We start from the raw sequence: 17,829 nt of genomic DNA, 5'->3' as shown, positions 1-17,829 counted from the left end.
AAAGGCGGTGCAATCACACCGCCGCGCCAGGCGTTAACTCAACGCCCCCATGATCTTTAATTCCAGCTCATCCGGAACTTCGTTATAAGACAACACCTGTAGGCCCGGGGCAAACAGGCGCGCATAGCGCGCGAGCAGAGGACGTAACTGCGGCGCGACCAATAGCACTGGCTCTTTCCCCGCCGCTTTCATCTGCTCTTTTATCTGCGGCATATTGGTCTGAAACTGATTCAGCATATTGGGATCGACCGGCACGCTATCCAGCACCACTTTTCCACTTTGCTGAGCCTGATTCACCACATTCGCCAGCAGATTCTCCAGGTCACTATTCAGCGTATATACCGCCAGCTCATCTTTACGCACAAACGGATGGGTAATGCTGCGACGTAGCGCCAGACGCACATCCGCCGTTAACAGAATATGATCTTTGGTCACAGCGCTACTGGCGACCAGTACGGTGGCTATGGTGACGATATCGCGCAATGACACGCCTTCGATAAGCAGCGCCCGGTAGACTTTCAACAGTTGGCTGTAATTCAGCGCTGCGCTCAAATCTTCCGCCAGACGCGGCGCCATAGAAGAGAGACGGTTATGCAACTGCGTAATGTCATCGTAATTAAACAGCTCTGGAATATAGTTGCGAATGATCTTATTCACATGCGTCGCAATAACGCTGGCGCTATCGATAACCTGATACCCCATATTTAACGCTTTAGCTTTTTGCGCCGGAACAATCCAGGTGACCGGCATACCGTAGGCCGGATCGTGGCCTAAAACACCGTCGATCTCGCCATAGGTTTCACTGGAGGGCAGCGCCATCAGCTTATCTGCGGGAATGTCGGCCTCATCGGCCTTGATCCCATTGATAAAAATCGCGTACTGGGTCGGTTTGAGGCGGAAGTTTTCGCGAATGCGAATTTCCGGTAACAACACGCCGTTGCTGTCTGAGATCACCTGCCGCACACCGCGAATACGCTGAGTGAGCGGATTCCCTTTGGATTTATCGACCAACGACACCAGCTTGTATCCCAGACTCAGGCTGATAGGTTCAATTAAAGGGATGGTTTCCCAACTGACCTGCTGCTCGGTGGTTTCTGCGATGGTTTTGGTCAGCGTTTCGAGATTTTTCTCTTCGGTCTCTGCAACCTTGGGGCGCTTGCTCATGCGCCAGGCGGTGAATCCCAGCAGGGCGCTGAAAATCAGGAAGGGGAAATGCGGCATCCCCGGCACCACTGCCAGCACAAACATAATGCTGGTGGCGGTATACAGCACCGAGGGGCTGGCCAGTAGTTGGCTACGCACGTCTGTGGCAATATCGCCGCTGTCGCTTACGCGGGTGACGATGATCGCTGCCGCTGTCGACAACAGCAGAGAAGGGATCTGGGCGACCAGACCGTCACCGATGGTCATCAGTACGTATTGCTGGAATGCGGCTTCGGCGCTTAAATCGTATTTAAAGATCCCGATACAGACGCCGCCGATCAGGTTGATAGCCAGGATCATCATCCCGGCGATGGCATCGCCGCGCACAAACTTTGACGCACCATCCATCGCGCCATAGAAATCCGCTTCGCCCGCCACGTCTTTACGTCGCGCTTGCGCCTGCGCCTGATTAATCAGTCCTGCATTCAGATCGGCGTCGATCGCCATCTGCTTACCGGGCATGGCGTCAAGCGTAAAGCGAGCAGAAACTTCGGAGATACGCTCCGCGCCTTTGGTCACCACGATAAAGTTAATGATCATCAGAATGATGAACACCACGAAACCAACGACAAAGTTACCGCCGATCACCACCTGACCGAAGGACTCAATCACCTTACCGGCAGCGCCTGCGCCCATGTGACCGTGCAGTAATACCACGCGCGTTGACGCCACGTTCAGCGTCAATCGCATCAGGGTGGTGATCAGCAGAATGGTTGGGAACAAGCTGAATTCGAGCGGGCGTTTTGCAGAAACGGCCACCAACAGCACCATCACCGCCAGCACGATGTTAAAGGTGAACAGAATATCCAGCAGGGCCGGTGGTAACGGCAGGATCACCATGGCCAGGATACACAGTATAACCAGCGGAATGCCGATGTTACCGTTACGCAGCAGCGCCAGGAATTGTTTAGTTGTTTTCGGCATCCAGTTTAAGAACCTCTTTTGGAATGGAAATATGTCTGTTCAGCGAAGGACGTGCTTGTGAACCGTCACGCCAGTGCTTCATTTGCAGTACATAGGTCAGGACGTGTGCAATCGCCCGATACAGTTGAAATGGGATCTGTTGATTCACTTGGGTGGTGTAATAAACGGAGCGTGCCAGCTTAGGAAACTCAACGACTTCAATATTGCTTTCTGCCGCTACCTGCCGGATATACAGCGCGATTTCATCGGTGCCTTTGGCAACCACGAAAGGCGCGGCGGCGCGTGACTGGTCGTATTGTAGCGCCACGGCATAGTGGGTTGGGTTGGTGATTACCACATCGGCTTTTGGCACAACTTTACGAATTTGCCCCATCGCCATTTGCCGTTGCAAGCGACGTATTCTGGCCTTAACCTCGGGTTTACCTTCCTGATTTTTATACTCTTCCTTCACTTCCTGTTTCGTCATTTTCAGCCCTTTGGTGAACATTTTTTTCGCCAGAGGGACATCGATCAACGCAAAGAAAACAAACAGGATGACAAAGTTGCGCATGATGCTGCTGTACAGCGCCAGACCATCGCTGACGGCCTGTTTGAAATGAAGCTCTTGTAAGCCGAGAAATGCGGCAACGTTATTGCGTACGCTGATCCATAGCATCACCAGCAGCACTATCGCTTTGAGCGTCATCTTGCCGGTATCCACCAGATGGTCGGTGGAAAACAGGCGACCAATCCCTTTGAGCGGGCTTAATTTGCTAAAGTCCGGCAATATTTTTTTCGGCAGGAATAGCCAGCCTCCCGGAACCAGTGAGGCAAACAGCGCGGCAACCGGCATGGGTAACAGCGTCAGGATGAATTTCCCCAGAATCAGCAGATGGTGTTCAAGGAACTGACCGATGATGTCCGGGTCATTAATGTTCTGCGCGTACTGATGCACGCTGGTAAAGCTTTCGCGCACGAAATCTTCGTACCAGGGAAAGCTGCTGGAGATCACCATAAATGCGGCAAACAGACTGGCGGCAAGCCCCATATCTTTTGAACGCGGTATTTGTCCCTCTTGTCTGGCCTTGCGAAGTTTTTGCGCCGAGGGTTTTTCTGTTTTTTCTTCGCTACTGCTATCCGCCATAGTGTCCCTTCAACGCGTCAAGCTGCTGTAAGACGAAATTCGCCAGGTGCAAATAGTGGTCGGGCAGGTTGTAAAGCAGGGTTGCAAAGCAGAACAGACCCGCCAGCATGTTGATGGGAAAACCTAATGAGTACAGGTTGAGCGGTGGTGCAATACGGTTTAGCAGACCAAAGCAGCCCTGAACAATCAGCATGATAAAGGTCGTCGGCAGCGCCAGCAGCGTGGCGGCGGCGAATACCCAGCCCAGCGCCAGAGAAATCGTGCGCAGAGATTGCGGATGCAACGCATTGCCAATCGGCCAGTAAGTAAAGCCTTTAAATAAAATACTCACCAGCAGCAGATGCCCGTCCATGGCAAAAAACAGTATCACCGCGTAGATGTTGATCATTTCCGCCAGCACCGTCGTTGACGCGCCGCTGCTGGGGTCGTTCATCACCGCCATGCTCATCCCCATATTAAAAGAGAGGATTTGGCCCGCCAGTTGTAGCGCTAAAAATAAAAACTGCAGCATCAGGCCGAAAAGCATTCCCCACAGAAACTGCTCTGCGGTCAAAATAATGCTGTTGATCGACAGCAGGCTGGTGGGTACCGGGTGGGGGATAAGCGGCGTAATGATAAAGGCCAACGCCAGGGACAAAATAATGCGTATACGTATGGTCAGCGCGGCATTATCCAGTACCGGCGCGTAGTGAATAAACGCCATAATGCGCACGAAGGGAAACCACATGCCCAGTATCAGATTACTTAACTGTGTAATATCTGTTTCGCGCATGTCAGTGCACCAGAATGGCAGCCTGAGAGAACAGATGCACGCAGAGATCGCTCAACTGGACGATCATCCATTTTCCGCAAATACCTAATACCGCGAGGGTGACGATCAGCCTGGGTAAAAAACTAAGCGTTTGTTCGTTAATCTGCGTCACAGCCTGAAAAATGCTGACCAACATACCGACCAGCAGGCTGGGAACGACTAACACGCAGACTAAAATGATCACGACTTTTATACCGCTGGCGACGATGTCTGCGGCTACATCAATGGTTAGCATGTCAGCTCTCCGTTAGCCCAGTCCCAGACCGCGAATGCTGGAGGTCAGCGTACCAACGGTCAGCGCCCAGCCATCAATAAGCACAAACAGCATCAGCTTAAAGGGCAGCGAAACGATCAGCGGTGACAGCATCATCATCCCCATCGCCATCAGTACGCTGGCGACGATCAGATCGATCACGAGGAACGGAATGTAAATCATAAAACCTATCTGGAAGGCGGTTTTGAGTTCGCTTAGCACATAGGCGGGAACGATAATAGAAAGATCCTGATCGACTGCATTCCCTTTCGCGTTGGCGATCGTCATTATCTGCGCAATCGCTTTTTTATTGGTTTGCGCCAACATAAAACGTTTCAATGGCGAAGCGGCTGTACTCAGGGCGTCGGGGAGCGTGATTTGATCGTTTTCAAAAGGGACTACGGCATGATCGTAAATGTTGATCCAGATTGGGCGCATCACCAGCATGGTTAACGACAGGGCAATGCCAATCAGTATGCGGTTCGGCGGCGTTTGCTGCAGCCCTAATGCCTGACGCAGCAGGGAAAGAACAATAATAAAACGGGTAAAACAGGTCATCATCAGCACCAGGGTAGGCAGAATGCCCACCAGGGTCATCAGGATTAGGACCTGGATTTTTACGCTGTATTCCTGGCTATTTCCGTGTGAAACCACATTCAGCAACGGGATATCTCCCCCTTGCGCGCAGGCAAAGGGAGAAAGGATGAGTAACGAGATACCCAGTAAGAGCGTGAGTGTTGGCGCGCGTTTCATGGTGCCAGGTCGTTAATTTCATGCGTGTTGAATTCAAGGACGCGCAGGCCATATTTTTCGTTGACCACAACCACTTCAGCCTTACCTAGCAGGATATTATTGACCTTAATATCCAGCGGTTCACCGGCGAGTTTATCCATCTCGATGACGGTGTCGTCATCAATGTTTAGCAGATCGGCCAGCATCACCTCCACGGAGGAGACTTCCAGCGTTAGCGTGACTGGAATACGTTTGAGTAATGACATCGACTCGGAAAAACGGTCTTCTAAACGCGCTACCAGCTTTTCAGTGACAGACGGCGCGGGTGGCGTAGTTGCTTCGGGGGCTAACTCGAAGCCTTGCTCTAAAATATCTTCTGGCTTACTCATAGGATTTCTCCGTCTTGCTCGTTAATTCGGACAAAAACAGTTTGTCTTTATCCTCTACGATCAGGGCATTAAATAATTCGGATTTCCCGATATAAACAGGGAAAGTATCAGGCATCGCAATCGGTAAAATATCGCCGGGTTTAATCGTCGTCAGATCGGCAACATTCAGAGGAATTTCTGCAATCTTCACGTTCATGGTTAGCGGCAGCGTATGAATGATTTCTTTGATCAGCGTTTTTTTACGCGTTTCAGCGCTGGCTTTATCAATCTGCTTTTTTTTCTCTCCATGCTCGCTACGGCGAATCAAATTCAGAATATAATCGGTATGCGAATCATCCAGTAAGATGCGGAAACTGCAATTCTCATCATCACCTAATACAAATGTAAGCTGATAAGCCCAGTGGGTTTGTATGGTGCTGCTGTCGGGTTTGAGCGTCAGTGGAATACCAGATATATTTTTATTAAAAATGATATTGCAAATATCCAGCGCCAGTCTGCTTCGCAAGCGGATTTCCGTTTTGGTTGGTAAATCATCCTGCGACTTCTCGTCGGCGAGAGATGATGCCAGACCATAAAAGTTACCTAATAACATTAACAATAATGCGCGGTCGATATCAAAGGCCAGATGCCCAACCTGAGAAACTAATAACTCCGCACTTTTATTGATAACATCCATCTCACACTGTATTTTTTTTAGTGTTATATTTGTGCGGTGTTTTTTCAGGAAATAGTTTCCAAGATGTGATTCAATTGTATCAAAACTTCCCGTAAACATAGTCGGCAGACGATGATATGGACGTCCAAGCCGGTTTCCTTCAAGTTTAAAGATTCCGGGCGTTTGACTATATTTCAGCATGGTGCGCTTTCTCAGCTGTAATTTCTGGGGCGGATGAGTTGATATCAAATCCCGCGGTTATCAAAGAAAATACAAATCCATTTAATTTATTACTCATCCTTGACGCTATTCTCATAGTGTTGAAGTCCATTAGATATGAAATGCAGTACCTGGGCTCTTCACTGATCCAGGGCTGGATATTAGATATTTTACCCCTCCCTTCTGCAAGTTATTAATGGTGATGAACTATAATTAAAAAATAATTAATTACATATCCGTGATGTTGCCCGCCTACAGTCTGTCGCTGCGTAGGGTTATCTTGTTGTCTGTTTTTTATGCTGATTTTCTTGTAGTGCGTTGTTTTTCAAGGAATAATATTTTTATTATCTTTTAATTTAAGATTGTTAATGATACCGGTGATAGTATTTTTTTAGGAAAAACCCTATTTGAAAATAGTCTCCGATAGGGCTGCCCTGTGAAAGGGCGGTAAAACATGAGCAAGGATGGGATTAAGACATGGCACGGGTGATATCTATTATTCGATGATTGTGCTTTGGAATGATTTGTATATTTCTCGTAACGGATGTTAACTTTACTTCTAAGTGTAAATAATCATGTTTGAACTTATTGCCGAAGCAGCCTCCAGCATTAACGTTTTTTCAATGGCAAGACGTATTGCTGCTTTTAATGTTCCAGTACTTATCCATGGCGAAACCGGTACGGGTAAAGAATGTATCGCCAAATTTATCCACTCGATTGCATTTGCGCAGGAGGCGTCGGCGCCTTATATCGGTGTGAATTGCGCTGCTATTCCTGAAAATATGCTGGAAGCAACGCTTTTTGGTTATGATAAAGGGGCATTTACCGGGGCAGTGGCCACCGTACCGGGAAAGATGGAATTAGCTAATAACGGTACATTGTTGCTGGATGAGATCGGTGATATGCCGTTGGCGCTACAGGCCAAGATACTGCGCGTATTACAGGAACAACAGGTTGAGCGTTTAGGCAGTAACCGTCTCATCAAATTAAATTTTCGTTTAATTGCCTGCACCAATAAAAACCTTGAAGAAGAGGTTGCGGCAGGACGCTTCAGAGAAGATCTCTATTATCGCATGTCAGTGATTCCGTTGACGATGCCGCCCTTGCGCGAGCGTATGGAAGATATTATCCCGTTGGCGGAATCCTTTATTAAAAAATACTCCACGGTGCTGGTAAAAAATATCAAGCTTTCTGAATCGTCACGCCGGGCATTACTCAGCTATGCGTGGCCGGGTAACGTACGCCAACTGGAGAACGCGATTCAACGAGGAATGATCCTTAATCGTGATGGCGTTATTTATCCAGATACGTTAGGTCTGCCATCTATTGAGTCCGATTCCTGGAGCGAGCCGCAATGGCAACCTAAACCCAGCGCGCAAATCACCACCAGCGCCAATCTGGGCCAGCATGGTCGTAGCGCGCAGTATCAATATATCGCTGACCTGATGCGCAAATATCAGGGTAATAAAACCAAAATCGCTGATTTATTAGGAATCACCCCACGTGCGCTTCGTTATCGTCTGGCATCAATGCGAAAACAGGGAATAGAGATATTTTCCTGAATCAGTCTGTGGTACCGAGAACGCTTTTCTAATTTTAAGAGTAGGTCATGAGCATAAATACGATAGCCCCAGCCAGTACGATGCAGACGCAAATGATGCAGGACATGCAGCAGATGAAAGCGGTCGCGCAAGCGCCCGTCCTTTCGCCGATGCAGGTTAACGCCCAGCAGGCATCATCTCCGGTTTCGTTCGACCGCGTTATGCAAGGGGCGCTGAATCATGTTGATCGGTTCCAGCAGGTTGCGGAACAAAAACAAACGGCCATTGAGATGGGGAAAAGCGACGACCTGGCGGGGGCGATGATCGCCAGCCAGCAGGCATCGTTATCGTTTTCCGCGCTGGTGCAGGTACGTAATAAAGTCGCTTCCGGATTCAATGACCTGATGAGCATGTCAGTCTAACGCTATGAATGAACTAATAAAAAAAGTTACTCAGTTTTTACCATCCTTCTCTTTCAGGCTGGATGGTAATAAACGTCTGCTACCGCCATTATTGTCAGCGTGCTATGGAATGGCAACCACGGCTATGTTTCGCTGTACGGTAGCCAGGAGAATATCCCGGTTTCGCAGATCGTCACCGTACTGGATGGTGAAAAGCTGGAATACCGGATCGATCCGCAAAGCGGACAAATTCTGGTTCCGGAAGAGGCCTTGTCCAAAACGCGAATGACGCTGGCGGCGAAAGGCGTTCAGGCCATGCTGCCCAGCGGCTATGAACTGATGGATAAAGATGAAGTGCTGGGCGCCAGTCAGTTTGTGCAAAACGTCCGCTACAAGCGGAGTCTGGAAGGCGAACTGGCGCAGAGCATCATGACGCTGGACGCCGTCGAGAGCGCCCGAGTGCATCTGGCGCTGAATGAAGAGAGTTCCTTTGTCGTCAGCGACGAACCGCAAAACAGCGCCTCGGTGGTGGTACGTCTGCATTATGGCAGCAAGCTGGATCTGGACCAGGTGAATGCTATCGTGCACCTGGTGTCCGGCAGCGTGCCTGATTTGAAAGCTTCGCAGGTCAGCGTTGTCGACCAGGCGGGGAATTTATTGTCCGATGGTATTGGCGCGGGTGAAGCGGTTTCTGCGGCGACGCGTAAGCGCGACCAGATCCTCAAAGATATTCAGGATAAGACCCGCGCCAGCCTCGCAAATGTTCTCGACTCGCTGGTCGGCACTGGCAACTACCGGGTGAGCGTGATGCCGGATCTCGATCTGAGCAATATCGACGAAACCCAGGAGCATTACGGCGACACGCCAAAAGTTAACCGTGAAGAGACGGTACTCGATAGCGATACCAGCCAAATCGCCATGGGGATCCCCGGCTCGCTGAGTAATCGTCCTCCAGTGGCGGCAAATCAAGTGACGAATGGCGCCAATGGAAGCGCGCCAGAGGAATCTAACCAGCCCGCTGCGTTGTCAAAGCATAGCGAGAACAAACGCGACTACTCCTGGGACCGTAGCGTTGAACATATCCAGCATCCCGGTTTCGACATTAAACGTTTAAATGTGGCTGTGGTACTTAACCAGAGCGCGCCTGCGTTGAAGAACTGGAAACCGGAGCAAACCACGCAATTGACGGCGCTGTTGAATAACGCCGCCGGGATTGATGCCAGGCGTGGCGACAATCTGTCTTTATCGCTGCTTAATTTTGTGCCGCAGTCGATCCCCGTCGAGCCGGTGGTCCCCTTTTGGAAGGATGACGACATTCTGGCCTGGGTGCGTCTGATTGGCTGCGGTCTGTTGGCTCTGCTGTTACTGGTGTTTGTTGTTCGCCCGGTCATGAAACGGTTGACCGCCGAACGTCGCCGGACGTCGGCGCCAGAGCTGGCGCTGGACGCCGCACCGATCGCGATTCCTGCGGACAAACCCCATTTTGCGGCCGCTGAAGATGAACGTAAAAATATCGAACTGCCTTCTTTCCCTGGTGACGATAGCCTGCCTTCGCAGAGCTCCGGTCTGGAAGTGAAGCTGGAGTTCCTGCAAAAACTGGCGATGAGCGACACCGATCGCGTAGCTGAAGTTCTCAGACAATGGATTACCAGCAATGAGCGAATTGACAATAAATAACGGCAGCAACAATAGCTATCTGGAACAGGCCGCAATTTTATTGCTGTGTCTGGGCGAGGAGGCGGCAGCCACGGTGATGCAAAAACTCAGCCGCGAAGAGGTGGTTCGCCTGAGTGAAAACATGGCGCGTCTGTCTGGGGTAAAAACCAGCATAGCTAAAAAAGTGATCAATAACTTTTTTGATGAATTCCGCGAACAAAGCGGTATCAACGGCGCATCGCGTTCCATGCTGCAAGGGATCCTCAATAAAGCGCTGGGCACAGAAATCGCCAGCAGCGTGATCAACGGTATTTATGGCGATGAGATCCGTTCGCGGATGGCGCGTTTACAGTGGGTGGAGCCGCGCCAGTTGGCGATACTGATCTCAGAAGAGCATTTGCAGCTACAGGCCGTATTTCTTGCCTTCCTGACGCCAGAGATCTCGGCCACGGTACTGTCTTACATGAATGAGTCAGTGCAAAACGAGATCCTCTATCGCGTAGCTAAACTGAACGATGTGAACAGGGACGTGGTGGATGAGCTGGATCGTTTGATCGAGCGTGGGCTGTCGGTACTTTCTGAACATGGCTCGAAAGTGAAAGGGATCAAGCAGGCTGCGGATATCGTGAACCGCTTCCAGGGGAATCAACAGGTGATTCTCGATCAGCTGCGCGAACGCGATGAAAATGTGCTCGAACAGTTGCAGGATGAAATGTACGACTTCTTTATTCTGAGCCGCCAAACTGACGAAGTGCGTCGTCGTCTGCTGGACGAAGTACCGATGGAAGATTGGGCGGTGGCGCTGAAAGGTACTGAAGCGCTGTTACGCCGTTCGATTTATGCCGTGATGCCTAAGCGTCAGGTACAACAACTGGAGGCGATAACCTCACGTCTTGGTCCGGTTCCGGTGAGCCGTATTGAGCAGATACGCCGTGAAATCATGGGAATTGCCCGCGAACTTGAGGAAGCGGGTGAAATACAGCTACAGCTGTTTGCTGAACAGACGGCGGAGTAACCTATGGCGATTGAAACTATTCGTGGTCGTTACCGGCTGCATCGTTTTCCTCCTCGCCAGCGCCATCTACAGGCTGAACAGCTCACGCCGGGGATTACTCCGGCGGATTATCAGCGCCAACTGATGGACGGCTTCCAGGAAGGGCTGCAAAAAGGTTTTGAGCAGGGGATGACCGAAGGCCAGGAGCAGGGTTTTCAGGAAGGTCATCAGAAGGGGCACGATGAAGGCCGTCGTCAGGGATACACTGAAGGCAGCCTGGCCGGACAGCAGGAAGGGCGCAAGCAGTTTGAACGCGCCGCCCAGCCGCTGGAGGCTATCTCCGGCAAAGTGAATGACTATCTGGCGCACGTCCAGCGTAAACAGCGGGAAGACCTGTTGCAGCTGGTTGAAAAGGTGACCCGCCAGGTGATTCGCTGTGAGCTGGCGCTGCAACCGACGCAGCTATTATCGTTGGTCGAAGAGGCAATTTCGGCCTTTCCGGCGATGCCTGAGTCGCTACAGGTGCTGCTGAGTAACGAAGAATTTAACCGCATCAAAGATGTCGCGCCTGAGAAGGTCACAGCCTGGGGACTGACTCCCTCTCCCGATCTACAGGCGGGCGAGTGTCGGGTGATTACCGATAAATCCGAGCTGGATATTGGCTGCGAGCATCGCCTCGAGCAATGTATGTCGGCTCTTAAAGAGTCGCTGCTGCCGGAGCCGATGGGTGAGTGATCTTTCCAGCTTCGACAACGCGCTGCGTTCTATTGAGTCGATTCCTTTAGCCCGGGTTGCCGGGCGACTGGTTCGCGTGAACGGTATTTTGCTGGAGAGCGTGGGCTGCCCGTTGGTAACCGGCCAATTGTGCCGTGTTGAAAGCGCAAACCATACGCTGATCGACGCGCAGGCGGTAGGATTTAATCGTGATATCACCTACCTGATGCCCTTCAAACACCCCGTCGGACTGATGGCGGGGGCGCGCGTATTCCCCGAAGAAAAAGCCCAGGAGATCCTGATCAGCGAAAGCTGGCTGGGGCGGGTGGTCAATGGCCTGGGCGAACCGCTGGATGCCAAAGGCCGTCTGACCGGCAATGATGTGCTGCCACCTCAGGCGCCGTCTATCAACCCCCTTACGCGTCGGTCGGTGAACCAACCGCTGGATGTTGGTGTAAAAGCAATCAACGGGTTATTAACTATCGGCAAAGGCCAGCGCGTGGGGTTGATGGCTGGCAGCGGCGTGGGAAAAAGTGTGCTGCTGGGGATGATCACCCGCCAGACCAAGGCCGACATCGTGGTGGTGGGGTTAATTGGCGAGCGTGGCCGCGAGGTGAAAGAGTTTATCGATCACTCGCTGGGCGCGGAAGGGTTGGCAAAATCCATTATCGTGGCGGCTCCGGCGGATGAGTCGCCGTTGATGCGTTTGAAAGCCACCGAGCTGTGCCACTCTATCGCCGCCTGGTTTCGCGATCGTGGGCATCACGTTTTATTGCTGGTGGATTCGTTAACCCGTTATGCCATGGCGCAGCGCGAGATCGCGTTGTCATTAGGAGAACCTCCGGCGACGAAAGGCTATCCGCCCTCGGCGTTCGGTATGATCCCTAAGCTTGTGGAAAGCGCCGGCAACAGTGAAAGTGAAGGATCAATGACCGCCATTTACACGGTGCTGGCGGAAGGGGACGACCAACAGGATCCAATCGTTGACTGCGCGCGCGCGGTGTTGGATGGGCATATCGTACTGACCCGTAAGCTGGCGGAAGCCGGGCATTATCCAGCCATTGATATTGGGCAGTCGATCAGTCGATGCATGACCCAGGTTACGCCCTACGAGCATCAGCAATCGGCCCGTCTGTTGAAGCAAAACTATGCCGCCTATATGGAAATTAAGCCGCTGATCCCGTTGGGGGGCTATGTTGCCGGAGCCGATCCCAGCGTTGATAAAGCCGTCAAAGTGTTCCCCGCCATCGAGCGTTTCCTGCGTCAGGAGGTAAGTGAACCCGCGTCACTTGAACTGGTGCAAAGTCGTTTACAGGCCCTTTTCCCCCAGGCAAAGAAAACGGAAGGTAAATAATCATGCGGCAAATTATTGATACCCTGGCGCAGTTGCAGCGTCTGCGGGATAAATCAGTCAAAGACATGACGGTCCAGTTGGCTAAACAGCAGCAGGTCTGTACCGGCTTTGACAATAACATCAAAGCGCTGGGTTACCTTATTCAAAAAACCGGCCCAGGCGTTGACGCCCCTTCCGTTGAATCACTCAAAAACGTGACCGGATACAAAGGCACGCTACGCACGGTGATTGCCTGGCAGGAACAGGAAAAAACGCTGGCTAAAATCAAAGAGCAGCGTATTCAAAAAAATCTGGTCGCCGCGGCTTGTGAAGAGAAAATTGTCGCCATGACGTTGGCAGATAAGCGTTACGCGCTGAGCAATGAGGCGCAGGTAAAAGAGCAAAAAGCCGTAGATGAAATCGCCGCGCAATGTTGGCTAAGACAGAAGACGCTGGGACTGGTATGAAAACGATCATTACTTTCGGCACATTTGATGTTTTTCATTCGATAAATATGCATTCTGGTGTAATTAAAATAAGCTATATCGAGTTCTCTTATCCACGATGATTCAATTAATTTATTATGGGATGGTGTGATGCAAGAAAAGTGTATTATTTGTGGTTCTGATATGAGGTTTTATTTTAAAAAGGATGGTTTTTACAATCCGGAAATGTCTGAGCCAATAGTGAAAAAACTAACTCGTAATTTGTTGCCGATTACTTATTTGGAATGCTCTTGCTGTGGTTTTTCACTTTCAGAAACACATCGGAATCTTTCCCCCCAGGAATGGGAGGAACTAAATAATAACTATCATCACTATAATGAAAGTGCAGCGGGCAGAAACTTAGGGAATCAACCACCCTATTTAGAACAAGCTATGATGGTTGAGTTGCTTATAAGAAATAATATTGTAGATGGTAGTGATATTTTAGATTACGCGGCTGGGTATGGAACATTGCGTAATATTTTTCAGAAGTATTATGATAGAAACATAAAATGTTATGATAAGTATGTGAAAAATGAATTGTTGCAATATGAATGTAATATCTATAATAAGACTTGGCCGATTGTGATAAATTCGGCAATGTTTGAACATGTATTGACAAGAAAAGATCTTGATGAAGTGAATAATTTGGTTTCAGAAGATGGAGCGTTATTAGTTCATACCGTTGTAGTAGAACGAGTACCTCATGATCCTAATTGGTTCTATATTGATATTCCGGTTCATACTGCAGTGCATACCAATAAAAGTATGAGCATGCTTATGGAACAATGGGGATACCAATCTTCTATTTATAGCCCACATAGTAAAACATGGGCATTGCTACGTAAACCTTACAAAGAAATAAAACCATTGGTCGATAAAATAAACAAAGAGTTACAAGTTTTTTGGTTGTACGGTAAAGATGGGTTTATGGACTATTGGAAAACGAGATGAGTCCATCATCTAGATGTTGAATTGACACGGACATGATTTTTCACCACCGATGTGAGTACATGATTCCAATCATTAATTATGTATGTTTGGAAGAATAATATTAATTTGATGTTGTTCGTAACCTGTTGTTTTTAATGGTTAATTAAATTTTAATGTTTTAATATTATTTTTATTTTGCAAGGGGTGATAATGTTTCAACCACCTTAGTGGTTATTGTTGATGAGCGTTGATATTATAACTATAATCCACTTTATAAAATCCATAAAGTGGATTGTGTCATTATCTTTATAGATGTATTACATCGGATATTTTAATGCTCTGGCTCGGCACGGCTTGGTTCTTGTCTACTTATTAAAGAGATTTGAATTACCAAAAATTAACTGACACTGGATTAGTGTCTTGGATAGAATGGTAAGATTAATAGGGGGTTAAGTATAATATGAAGGATATTTTTGTCACTAGTCCGCTATTACCTCCTTTGGATGAATTTGTTCCATTTCTTGAGAGAATATGGAGTAATAAGATACTCACTAATGGTGGAGAGTTTCACCAGGAGTTGGAACGGGCATTGGCAGAATATCTTGGCGTAAAATACGTTTGTTTATTTGCCAATGGTACACTTGCATTGTTGACTGCGATGCAGACGCTGAGAATCAGTGGTGAAGTCATTACCACGCCATATTCATTTGTTGCGACGTCTCATAGTTTGTTATGGAATGGACTAACGCCTGTTTTTGCTGATATCGATCCAGTTACATTTAATATTAATCCAAAAAGTATCGAAGCACTTATTACCCCACAAACGACCGCTATACTACCCGTACATTGCTACGGTGTTCCCTGTGATGTAGATAGTATTGAACGTATCGCCGATATATATGGACTAAAGGTTATTTATGATGCTGCCCACGCGTTTGGGGTGAAGTTACGAAAAAACAGTATATTGAACTTTGGAGACCTCTCTATACTCAGTTTTCATGCGACAAAAGTTTTCAACACGTTTGAAGGTGGAGCAATTATTTGTCATGACGTCCGCACCAAAGAGCGGATTGATTATCTTAAAAACTTCGGCTTTGCGGGGGAAACTCGTATTGTTGCACCTGGTATTAATGCAAAAATGCATGAAGTTGAGGCTGCATTTGGTCTTCTGCAGTTAAAATATATCGACACTGCTCTTGCTGAACGTGCTGCTATTTATCAACGTTACAGCAAAATGCTTGCTACGATACCGGGTGTCGCTTTTATTCAACCCCCAGAAGATACTATCTGGAATTATGCATATTGCCCTGTTTTAATTACAAAAAAATGTTCGTGCACACGTGATGAAATATATGAAGGGCTTAAAGACGAAGGTATTTTTACTCGTCGTTACTTCTATCCGCTGATTACCTCTTTTGCTATGTATCGGGGATTACCCAGTGCTTCACCAGATAAATTACCTAATGCGAACACTATTGCAGATACAGTGCTTTGTCTGCCTATTTATCCTGGGCTTACGATTACAGATCAGGAACGAATTGTCAGTATTATCTATAAAATGACAACGACTGGAAAAGAGAGTAGGTGGGTAAAAGAAGACCGCCTGGTGGGTGTGGGTGAATAAACATTTTCCCATTAAGGCTATATTTTATGATGGGACTTAATATTTTGACCTTGTAGCAAGAAAATTGAGATAAAAATGAAACTAGCTATCTATGGTGCGGGTGGTCTCGGTAGGGAAACGCTTCAGCTCGCACAACAAATACATGCTTCAAATTACTGTTGGGAAGAGATTTGTTTTATTGATGACATAAATAGCAATCGACAGGTTAAGAAATATCCTGTTCTAAAACTGGACTCAATTACACCTGATGAATTCGAGATTGTTATTGCGGTTGGAGAACCATCGCTGCGTGACTCATTATTGCAAAAAGTTTTAGAGCGAAATTTCACGCTTGCTACATTGGTACATCCTCAAGCGAAAATTAGTGATGATGTTTTTGTGGGCGTAGGAAGCATTATTTTTCATGGTGTGTTTATTTCCTGTGATAGCGTCATTGGTCAGAATGTCCTCCTGCAACCAAATGCTAGCATAGGGCATGACTGTTTCATCGGGAAAAATAGTGTTGTTTCATCTTTCGCCAACTTTGCCGGCAATGTTAAGGTTGGTGAGCGTGTCTTTATTGGGATGAATGCTGTCATTCGGGAGCATACTGATATTGGTGATGATTCAGTGATTAGTATGGGAGCAGCAGTTTTCTCGGACATAACCTCTGCAGTTATTGTCGTTGGAAATCCAGCGAGAATTGTTCGCCATAATGAGTCAAAAAGGGTATTCAAATAATTTATATTGGATATTGTTGATGGTTTTTTGTTATTAAATGGTTTGTCCTGATATATGTTATTGTCATGGGTGGCCGCAAACAATGATAATTTTACACATGCTTAGGAGCGAGATGATGTCTAATATAGAAACTTATAATCGTATTTTTATTGAAACTTTTGAAATCTCAGAGGATATGCTTTCAGGCTATAAATATCAGGATACCCCAGCTTGGGATTCCGTTGGCCATATGACAATGATTGCTGCACTTGAAGATGCCTTCGATATTATGATGGATACTGATGATATCATTGAATTTTCATCTTGGGAGAAAGGTAAAGATATTTTAATGAATTATGATATCAAACTTCAGGATTAAGTGATTATGCTTAGCGCGAAAACTGTAGTCATTACAGGCTGTCTACAAGGGATTGGTAAAACCACTCTTGAAACCTTCGCGAGATCCGGCGCAACAGTATTTGCCTGTTGCCAGTTCCCTGATCCTGACTTCATGGATTTTATCGGTGATCTTAGCGAAAAATATCAGGCAACTATTATACCAGTATATTTTGATTTGCTGGATGGCAATGCGATTAAGCAAGCAGCTATGTCTATTCAGAAAACTAAAAAACCAGTTGATGTGCTGGTTAATATTGCTGGTGTTAACTTTGATGCTAATTTTCAGATGGTCACACAGGAGCAATTGCAAAAGACATTTGCTATTAACTTCTTCGCGCAGATAGCGTTTACACAATATATTGTTCGGATAATGTTACGTCAGAAAAAAGGTAGCATTATTAATGTATCCAGTATATCTGCTCTTGATGGTAATCCGGGGCAGCTTGCTTATGCTAGTGCTAAAGCAGCATGGATTGCAGCGACCAAAACGATGTCTGCAGAGCTGGGGCCACAGGGGATTCGTGTTAATGCTGTTGCGCCGGGAATTATCAGTACTGCAATGACAGCATCGTTGTCAAATGAAGTAATGACACGTCAAATGGCGCGTTGCAAATTAAAACGCCTGGGAAGACCAGAGGATGTTGCTAGCGCATTACTCTGGTTGGCATCTGATATATCGAGCTACACCACAGGGCAAATTATTCGCATTGATGGCGGTATGGGGTGAGGATGTTACCAATG

General features: G+C 47.9%; 18 protein-coding genes and 1 pseudogene. 12 read left to right on the top strand and 7 right to left on the bottom strand.

All coding sequences use genetic code 11. The features are described 5' to 3' along the window. Window positions 1–33: 33 nt before the first annotated feature. The 7 genes from flhA to FDW97_RS13170 are packed head-to-tail and all read right to left on the bottom strand — an operon-like array spanning window position 34 to window position 6,291. A complete protein-coding gene (gene flhA, locus FDW97_RS13200; RefSeq protein WP_038637552.1) occupies window positions 34–2,127 on the bottom strand; it encodes a flagellar biosynthesis protein FlhA in 2,094 nt (697 codons plus the stop codon). Further along, the gene (gene flhB / locus FDW97_RS13195; RefSeq protein ID WP_069323849.1) at window positions 2,111–3,250 is read right to left on the bottom strand and encodes a flagellar biosynthesis protein FlhB; all 1,140 of its coding nucleotides are present in this window, start codon (window positions 3,248–3,250) and stop codon (window positions 2,111–2,113) included. Before flhB ends, flhA begins: the two co-directional genes overlap by 17 nt. Continuing rightward, window positions 3,240–4,022: a flagellar biosynthetic protein FliR gene (locus FDW97_RS13190; protein ID WP_038637559.1), complete on the bottom strand. Its 783-nt coding sequence runs from the start codon at window positions 4,020–4,022 to the stop codon at window positions 3,240–3,242. The genes flhB and FDW97_RS13190 overlap by 11 nt, the downstream gene beginning before the upstream one ends. A 1-nt stretch (window position 4,023) precedes the next feature. Next, window positions 4,024–4,296, bottom strand: coding sequence for a flagellar biosynthetic protein FliQ (locus FDW97_RS13185; RefSeq protein ID WP_038637561.1), 273 nt, complete (start codon window positions 4,294–4,296; stop codon window positions 4,024–4,026). Between the two features lie 12 nt (window positions 4,297–4,308). Then, window positions 4,309–5,067: a flagellar type III secretion system pore protein FliP gene (gene fliP / locus FDW97_RS13180; protein ID WP_038637565.1), complete on the bottom strand. Its 759-nt coding sequence runs from the start codon at window positions 5,065–5,067 to the stop codon at window positions 4,309–4,311. After that, window positions 5,064–5,435 (bottom strand): FliM/FliN family flagellar motor switch protein, encoded by a 372-nt coding sequence (locus FDW97_RS13175; RefSeq protein WP_003838856.1) that lies wholly within the window; start codon window positions 5,433–5,435, stop codon window positions 5,064–5,066. The genes fliP and FDW97_RS13175 overlap by 4 nt, the downstream gene beginning before the upstream one ends. Then, on the bottom strand, window positions 5,428–6,291 hold the full coding sequence (locus FDW97_RS13170) for a FliM/FliN family flagellar motor switch protein (protein WP_038637570.1): 864 nt from the start codon (window positions 6,289–6,291) through the stop codon (window positions 5,428–5,430). Before FDW97_RS13170 ends, FDW97_RS13175 begins: the two co-directional genes overlap by 8 nt. A gap of 593 nt (window positions 6,292–6,884) precedes the next feature. Between FDW97_RS13170 and FDW97_RS13165 the strand changes: the two genes are divergently transcribed. From FDW97_RS13165 to FDW97_RS13110, 12 genes and pseudogenes are all read left to right on the top strand, one after another. Continuing rightward, on the top strand, window positions 6,885–7,871 hold the full coding sequence (locus tag FDW97_RS13165; RefSeq protein ID WP_038637572.1) for a sigma-54-dependent Fis family transcriptional regulator: 987 nt from the start codon (window positions 6,885–6,887) through the stop codon (window positions 7,869–7,871). A gap of 47 nt (window positions 7,872–7,918) precedes the next feature. Next, window positions 7,919–8,272 carry a flagellar hook-basal body complex protein FliE gene (locus tag FDW97_RS13160; protein ID WP_038637576.1) on the top strand — a complete coding sequence of 118 codons (354 nt, stop codon included), beginning with the start codon at window positions 7,919–7,921 and terminating at the stop codon, window positions 8,270–8,272. A 4-nt stretch (window positions 8,273–8,276) separates the two neighbouring features. Beyond that, a pseudogene (fliF, locus tag FDW97_RS13155) lies at window positions 8,277–9,928 on the top strand (flagellar basal-body MS-ring/collar protein FliF). Beyond that, on the top strand, window positions 9,906–10,922 hold the full coding sequence (locus FDW97_RS13150) for a flagellar motor switch protein FliG (RefSeq protein ID WP_038637583.1): 1,017 nt from the start codon (window positions 9,906–9,908) through the stop codon (window positions 10,920–10,922). The pseudogene fliF and the gene FDW97_RS13150 overlap by 23 nt, the downstream one beginning before the upstream one ends. A 3-nt stretch (window positions 10,923–10,925) precedes the next feature. Beyond that, window positions 10,926–11,636, top strand: coding sequence for a flagellar assembly protein FliH (fliH, locus tag FDW97_RS13145; protein ID WP_137351140.1), 711 nt, complete (start codon window positions 10,926–10,928; stop codon window positions 11,634–11,636). Then, complete coding sequence (gene fliI, locus FDW97_RS13140) at window positions 11,629–12,969, top strand: flagellar protein export ATPase FliI (protein WP_038637588.1); 1,341 nt, start codon at window positions 11,629–11,631, stop codon at window positions 12,967–12,969. Before fliH ends, fliI begins: the two co-directional genes overlap by 8 nt. A 2-nt stretch (window positions 12,970–12,971) precedes the next feature. Beyond that, window positions 12,972–13,415, top strand: coding sequence for a flagellar export protein FliJ (gene fliJ, locus FDW97_RS13135; protein WP_137351139.1), 444 nt, complete (start codon window positions 12,972–12,974; stop codon window positions 13,413–13,415). A gap of 126 nt (window positions 13,416–13,541) precedes the next feature. Then, window positions 13,542–14,387: a class I SAM-dependent methyltransferase gene (locus FDW97_RS13130; RefSeq protein WP_233638876.1), complete on the top strand. Its 846-nt coding sequence runs from the start codon at window positions 13,542–13,544 to the stop codon at window positions 14,385–14,387. A 439-nt stretch (window positions 14,388–14,826) separates the two neighbouring features. Next, window positions 14,827–15,990, top strand: coding sequence for a DegT/DnrJ/EryC1/StrS aminotransferase family protein (locus tag FDW97_RS13125; RefSeq protein WP_085047746.1), 1,164 nt, complete (start codon window positions 14,827–14,829; stop codon window positions 15,988–15,990). A 75-nt stretch (window positions 15,991–16,065) separates the two neighbouring features. Then, window positions 16,066–16,710, top strand: coding sequence for an acetyltransferase (locus FDW97_RS13120; RefSeq protein WP_085047745.1), 645 nt, complete (start codon window positions 16,066–16,068; stop codon window positions 16,708–16,710). A gap of 115 nt (window positions 16,711–16,825) precedes the next feature. Then, the gene (locus tag FDW97_RS13115; RefSeq protein WP_137351157.1) at window positions 16,826–17,068 is read left to right on the top strand and encodes an acyl carrier protein; all 243 of its coding nucleotides are present in this window, start codon (window positions 16,826–16,828) and stop codon (window positions 17,066–17,068) included. A 3-nt stretch (window positions 17,069–17,071) separates the two neighbouring features. Then, the gene (locus tag FDW97_RS13110; RefSeq protein WP_137351156.1) at window positions 17,072–17,815 is read left to right on the top strand and encodes an SDR family NAD(P)-dependent oxidoreductase; all 744 of its coding nucleotides are present in this window, start codon (window positions 17,072–17,074) and stop codon (window positions 17,813–17,815) included. The last annotated feature ends 14 nt before the right edge of the window (window positions 17,816–17,829 follow it).

The sequence above is a fragment of the Citrobacter sp. wls708 genome (assembly GCF_005281255.1).
In the GTDB taxonomy this organism is placed as follows: domain Bacteria; phylum Pseudomonadota; class Gammaproteobacteria; order Enterobacterales; family Enterobacteriaceae; genus Citrobacter; species Citrobacter werkmanii.
Note: the sequence above shows the minus strand (reverse complement) of the source record. Positions and strands in the feature narration are given on the sequence as shown.